We start from the raw sequence: 6,921 nt of genomic DNA, 5'->3' as shown, positions 1-6,921 counted from the left end.
CACAGTGAGCATTTTTTCAAGCTTTTTCACTGCTGCCTGGATCGCAAATAAAATGATGCGGTCCCCTGGCTGTACCCGGCTGTCGCCCATGGGGATAATGATTTCGTCCTGGCGGATGATACAGACCAGCAAGGTTCCTTTGGGAAAGGAGATCTCCTTGATGGGGCCCTTGGTGATGGCCGAGGATGCCAGCGCAACCGCTTCGATAAATTCTCCTTGTTCCCCGAAAATGGAGATGTCGGAAATCACATTTCCCTGGCGTATATCCTGCAGGATTGAGGAGACCGCCGATACCCTGGGACTGACCACTTTTTCAATGCCGATGGTGGACAATAACGGATAGTAGCTTGCTTTACTGATGCGGGTGATGGTGTTGTCTACACCCATGTTTTTTGCCAAAAGGGACACAAGGATATTGGTTTCATCGTCATTGGTTACCGAGACCACCGCATCCATCTGGCTGATATTTTCTTCCATGAACAGTTTCTGATCTCCGCCGTCACCGTGGAGCACCACGGTTTTCCCCATTTGCATGGAAAGGTCGTTACAGCGGTCCATACTGGATTCAATGATTTTAACTTGAATATTGTCTTTCTCAAGAGACTGGCCAAGTTTGGTTCCGATGCGGCCGCCGCCCACGATAAGCACCCTTTTAACCGGCCTGACCGTTACCCCTAAAAGGTTCAGGGTTTTTTCAAGTTTTTTGGTGTCACTTACAAAATAGATCAGATCCCCTGCCATGGGTTTGTCTTTGCCCCTGGGCACAATGACTTTATTGCCCCGGATAATGGCGGCAATCAAAGGCCGGTCCTGGCCAAAAACATGATGAAAATCAGCCAGCTCCATTCCGGCGATGGGAGAGGCTTCGGAAAGCCGCATCCCCACATATTTGACACGGCCGTTAACAAATTCCCCCTTGTCCACGGCACCTGGAATGGTCATCAGTTTTCTAATGGTTTTGACAACCTCGGCTTCGGGGTTGATGATGGTGTCAATGTGCGGGGCTTCATTTTTAAGACTGGCATGAAAAGGAACAAATCCTTCATTGCGCAGACGGACCAGTTTTCTGGTCATGGGCGAGATCTGGTTGGCAATCAGGCAGGATACAATATTGATTTCATCACTGTCTGTGACGGCCAGAAGAATGTCCGCCCCTAAAATTCCCGCCTCCCGCAGGGTATCAGGGTTACTGCCCGATCCTGTTACAACCTTGACATCCAGGTCTTCGGCAATTTTTCTGGTGGCATGGGCGTCCACATCAACCACCACCACATTCTTGCTTTCAAGGGTCAATCGGCCGGCAATGTTGTAACCCACGCCCCCGGCACCGATGATTACTATTTTCAAATGAAAACTCCTGGTTTAATGTCAAGAATATGGGTTGGCGTACCATTGGGCCATTTTTTACTATACTGGGCAAGGGCCTGTCAACTCAGGCCGGACCCAGGTAAAGAAAAAGCCCTGGTCAATTGGGAACAATGGACCAGGGCTTTGAAGTGATTTTTAAGACAGTTAAGACTATTTTTTACATCGTTGTGATGGGCATCCCCATGAGTTTCCACAGGAATACGCACAATCCAATAGCCACCATCAACATGATGGAGGCCGGAATGCCGTACATGAAAAATTCACCCGGGGTAAACTGCTTGGAGTCATAGGCAATGGCGTTGGGAGCTGCGCCCACCAGTAAAAGGAAGGGCATGCCCGCGGTGGCAAGGGACGCAAACAGGATTACTTCAGGTGCCACATGCAGGTAAGGGGCAATAACCAGTGCCACGGGCAGGGATATGGCAATGGCCGCCACGTTCATGATGAAGTTGGTCATGATCATGACAAAAAATGCAATGCTTAAAATGAACACAAAGTAATTGGCTTTCTGGAACATGGTCAGCCAGTTGATGGCAAGCCATTCCGCTGCCCCTGTTTCCCACAGGCAGAAGCCGATACTCATGGCGCCGCCGAACAGCAGGATAATATTCCAGGGAATTATCTCAAGATCTTTGATGTCAAGAATATTGAAAATAAAGAATAAAACCGTTGCCACAAGCATGATCGCATTTTTATCCAGTTTGGATATGGCAGGAATAAACTGTTTTGCGGACATGATGCCGATGGCGATAAAAATGATGGTTGCTGCCAGGATCTCCTTTGTTGTGATGGCTCCCATGGCTTTTCCCAGCATTTTGGCCTTTTCTCTAAGACCGGGAATTGTTTTTTTCTCGGGCTTGCACACAATCATAAAATAGCCCCAGATGAGAAGAGCCATACCCCAGCCCACAGGAGCCATATAATAGGTCAGCTCGAAAAAGGAGATTTCCTTTCCCACGATGTCCTTGAAAAATCCAATGGCCACGGCGCCGCGAGCAGCACCTAGAAGCGTGATAATGGAGCCGGCGCCTGCCACAAATGCCATGCCGATGAACAGCCCCTTGCCGAATTTGGTGGGGCCGGGTTCATCTGTATACATCCCGTAAATTGTCATGAGAAGCGGAAACATGGTGGCTGCTACAGCAGTATGGGCCATAATATGGGTCAATACTACAGTGACTAGAAAACAGCCCAGATATATCATGCTGGTTTTTTCCCCTACAATGACAAGCATCTTGTACGCCAGACGTTTTGTCAGACCCGTTTTTGTGAACACCATGCCGATGACCAGGGATCCGAAAATAAACAAAACAGACGGGTCCATGAAATCCTTAAGGGCTTCCTTGGCTGTACGGACCGCAAAGAGGACCTGAAGTGCACCTATCGCCAAGCTGGTCACACCAATGGGAACAACCTCAAATACCCACCAGGTGCCGGCCAGAAGAAAGATGGCAAGTGCCCCTTTGCCCTGGGCGCTTAATAGAAAATGTTTTCCGGCAGGGTCCACAGCATCGGGCCATGCCGGAGAAAAATTGACAATGGCGAACAGGGTCAGGCCGATTAGAATGAACAGGATTCTTTTCCAGTCCAGTTGTGTTTTTGGTGTATCTGCAATTTCAGTTGTCATTTTGGTCTCTCTCTCCTTTGGGTTAATGAATCATTGTTCCATTTAGATTTTGTGTTTTATTGGTATTCTTATTGTTTTTCAACTCTTTGTTTTATCAACTTATTGTTTTATGAAATTTTGTTTTATCAAATCTTGCGTTTAAACGGGGCGGTCAAATTTAAATTGCGAACAATACCGCCCTTGTAGAAGTTCGGGCCTATTTTCGTTTTAACGGATTTTACCCCGGGCACCACCCAGGCAAGATCCATGATCTCCTTTTGTGTCCTGGCAAGATTCATCACTTTTTTGTCCAAAGTGACAAGCACATGGCCCGAATCCGATTCAATGATCAGGTGATGTCCAAGGCCGGACAAGGCTGCATCAACCCTGGAACTGATATTAAAATCAACGGCATGCATATTTTTATTGGCATTTTCCATTGAACTTTCAATGTCCGACCGTATTTTCCCAAGAGTCTTGTTAACCGCTTCCCTGGTCATGTCGGGTGTTGTATTATCAATTTCTTTCCATTCCAAAACCATATCATGCAGTGCGGGATCCCACAGGGAGTCTAAATTTAACTGGGCAGCAAAGCGCTGTTCCCTGAGGTCGGACCGGGTGATGGCAGCGGCGGCGGCCTGGCTGGATAACTGGTCTAGGTCCATGGCCCTTTGGTTGCGGACCTGCATGGGTGTTGCTGACATGATTCTGTAAATGCCGGAAACAGATGCGGGGATCAGGTGGGATAAAACGCCTGAAAATAGGCAGGGGCCGCTTAAAATATTTTCGGAGATCTGTACTTTCAGTGCGGCCAGACATTTTTTTCTGTCGTGGGTAAAGTTGTCAAAGGGGATGTGTCTGCCCTGGATGGACTTGAAAATAAGGTCTGTTTTCAGATCATACGCCTGGCCGGTTTGTTTTACCAGTACCGGATCTTCATACACCGTGCATTGATATAGGGCAGATAATGCGTCAATGAATCGGTAGGGGGAGGCATATAAACCGCATGTAATGGCAATCAGGGGCATGGTCTCTTATCTGCTCAGCCAGGTTTCAGGTTATCAGCTAAAATCGGAAACATAAAGAGCAAGGAGCATGCCATAGTTTAATTGGCTTGTAGAACAGATGGTTAGATTTTCATGAAAAAATCAAAAACCCGAAATGAAACAATATTAAACTAAATAAATAATACATTTTGAAACATTTTTAAAACATTATACTAAAGTGCTTTCAACCATGCGGATGAACAGAATGTCTCCCGGGTTCAGGGTCTGGGTCTGCCACCGTTCAAAAGCGTGGGTCCAGGCACCGGATACCCCGTCAAATACATTAAGCTTTTTCCATTTGAGAAATTCATAATATTCATCTTCAATGGCACCACAGATCAGTGTGTTGATCTCCTGGGCCAGAAGGGTATGGCACAGTTCATCCGAGGAGGACCTGGGCAGCACAATAATTTTTTTGTCCTGGATACAGAAATTTTCAGCTGTTGTCAGAATGATGACTTCAGTGGTCAGGTCAAACCTGGGTACAATTTCTTCACCAAGTATAGGGATGGCTATTTTATGCAGTGTCATTTTTATTCTATTTGGTGCTCCTTGATTTTCCGCCACAAGGTGCTGCGGCTCATGCCAAGGATTTGCGCGGCTTTATTTTTTTTGCCCCGGGCAGTTTTCAACGCATTCATAATCATCTGCCGCTGCACCGAGGACCAGGTTTGTCCGGTTTCATCTGTCTGCCGGGCTTCCGGCATCTGCAGGTGTTCCGATGGGGGTTGGGTGACACCTTCTGCTGCCGGCATCTTTAACGTCTGCTGCACAGGTTCATAATCCAGAATATAGGCCGGCAGGTTATCTGCTTCGATTCTGGTTCCCTGGGCCACATTTACTGCATACTCCATGATATTTTTCAGTTCCCGGATATTTCCCTCATAGGTGTAATTCAATAAAACAGACAGGGCGGGTTCGGAAAACCCATTGATTTTTTTACCCTGCTTTTTTGTGTAGTTGTTCAGGAAATGGTCAAGCAGAAGGCGGATGTCTGCACCCCGTTCCCGTAAAGGAGGCAGATGCACCCTGGCCACATTCAGACGGAACAGCAGATCTTTTCTGAATTTACCAATGGATACCATAGATTCAAGGTCCCGGTGGGTGGCGGCAATAATTCTTACATTGGCGTTGAATCCCTTGGTGGCGCCTAACGGGTAAATGATCCTGTCATCCAGAAATGTGAGCAGTTTAACCTGCAGGGGCAGGGGAAGGTCTCCGATTTCCGTCAGGAAAATCGTGCCGTTGTGTGCCAGCTTGAAGCGGCCGGGTTTGTTTTCCACAGCACCGGTGAACGCCCCTTTCATATGACCGAAAATTTCGGATTCCAAAAGGGTCTCGGGCAAAGCCCCGCAGTTGATCTTAATAAATGGACCGCCTGCGCGCTGGGATGTCTGGTGTACGGCTTCTGCCACCAGGTCCTTGCCTGTGCCTGTTTCCCCGGTGATCAGGATGGAGGCGTCGCTTTGGGCAAGCATGGGAAGGGTTTGAAATATCATTTCCATTTTCCGGCTTCGGCCGATGATATTGGCAAAACTGTAGGCTACGTTTTTTTCCGGGTCATTGGTGGTGCTGCTTCTCAAGTCCTCAATGGTTTCAATATAACCTGTGAGATGACCCTGGGTATCCATGATTTGTGCGGTGGTGATGCGTACAGGCAGCTTCTGGCGGTCTGTATTGATAATATCGCTGGTGCAGGATATGGACCGGTCTTTGCGGTGGGTGGCAAGGACCGGACAGTTAAGAATGCATGCAGAACTGCGCAGGACATTTTTGCAGGGAATGCCCCGGGCCATATCCAGGGAAAATCCTGTCAGGGCCTGGAAGAAGCGGTTAAGATGAACCACCCGCAAATCCTTGTCCATCACTAGTATCCCCAAGGGAATTTCATCCAGGATATGGGCAAAATCCAGAGGAGATCGCATTAACTGATGAATTTCAGGAAATAGTTGCATCCTTAGAACGGGTTTCCTTTATTTTAAAGCAGTTTCAAGTGCCAGTTCCAGGCGCCTGGACGTGGCTTCATCCGGATGCCTTTGGGTATATTTTCAAACAGGTTAACGAGCATGACAAAGCCCGCCTGTTTTAATTCATCGGTTTTGGATGACAGGTCCAGGGGCCAGTTGGGGAAGGTGTGGTAGGTTGCATTGTACTTGCTGGTCCAGGCGGCTTCTCCCATGGGGCTGGTAAATCCTTTGCCAAGATCCAGGTCCGGGGCCGCAATCCTTGATATGGCCACGGGCCAGTTGGCCCGGCAGACCGCGCCTAAAGGCAGACAGCAGCGTCCCGGCAGGGACAAAAGGGTCTGGCTCTCCAGTTCCGGGCTTACAATGGCCCCTGAAAAACCTTTGCCCTTGAGCATTTCCACGGCAAGGCAATTGGTGATATTGCAAAAAGGACCTGCCCAAATGTTGAGTCTTTGGGGATTATCAAACAGGGTGATCTGCCAGGGGGAATTGAGCACAAAGTTTTTTGCCCCTTTTTTTAATGCGGTTCTTACATAGTTTTGACATATTTTTTCCTCTTCGGGGAAAAGCACGGGATCCAACCACAACCAGGACCGGGCCGGGGCTTTGATGCCATAGCTGTTTGCAGAAATCCAGAAGCCCGTATCATTGTGTGTTTTTACCGCAGGTGGTTGTTTCCTGAAAACATCCATTTCATATATATCAGGTTGTTTTTTGCCTCTATGACCACTTGCCTGGTCTGATGATTTTACTCTGCCGCCGGCATTTTTGTGGATAGAGGGCAGATTTGAAGGCCTGATCGTTACCCTGGAAATTCTATCCAGTTCGGCGCCAAGGCGGGATAATTTTTCTTCCAGTTCACGTCCCCTGCGGTCAATAAGGAAAACAGAGGTTCCTTTATTGATACGCCTGCCTTTTGGGGAAGATAAAAAGT

General features: G+C 48.0%; 5 protein-coding genes and 1 pseudogene. All 6 read right to left on the bottom strand.

What is annotated here, in order from left to right:
* Positions 1-1,347: Trk system potassium transporter TrkA (gene trkA / locus AB7U36_RS15225; RefSeq protein ID WP_428160570.1), on the bottom strand; the 1,347-nt coding region annotated here is incomplete at its 3' end.
* A gap of 178 nt (positions 1,348-1,525) precedes the next feature.
* Complete coding sequence (locus tag AB7U36_RS15220) at positions 1,526-2,995, bottom strand: SLC13 family permease (protein WP_428160569.1); 1,470 nt, start codon at positions 2,993-2,995, stop codon at positions 1,526-1,528.
* A 125-nt stretch (positions 2,996-3,120) separates the two neighbouring features.
* Positions 3,121-4,002: a cytidylate kinase family protein gene (locus tag AB7U36_RS15215; protein ID WP_428160568.1), complete on the bottom strand. Its 882-nt coding sequence runs from the start codon at positions 4,000-4,002 to the stop codon at positions 3,121-3,123.
* A 186-nt stretch (positions 4,003-4,188) separates the two neighbouring features.
* Complete coding sequence (locus AB7U36_RS15210; protein WP_428160567.1) at positions 4,189-4,551, bottom strand: NifB/NifX family molybdenum-iron cluster-binding protein; 363 nt, start codon at positions 4,549-4,551, stop codon at positions 4,189-4,191.
* Between the two features lie 2 nt (positions 4,552-4,553).
* The gene (locus AB7U36_RS15205; protein WP_428160566.1) at positions 4,554-5,945 is read right to left on the bottom strand and encodes a sigma-54 interaction domain-containing protein; all 1,392 of its coding nucleotides are present in this window, start codon (positions 5,943-5,945) and stop codon (positions 4,554-4,556) included.
* 53 nt (positions 5,946-5,998) lie between these two features.
* A pseudogene (locus AB7U36_RS15200) lies at positions 5,999-6,921 on the bottom strand (peptidase U32 family protein); the annotation flags it as partial.

The organism is Desulfobacter sp. (genome assembly GCF_050177295.1).
The sequence above is the reverse complement of the archived record's forward strand: the minus strand, read 5'-3'. Positions and strand labels throughout refer to the sequence as shown.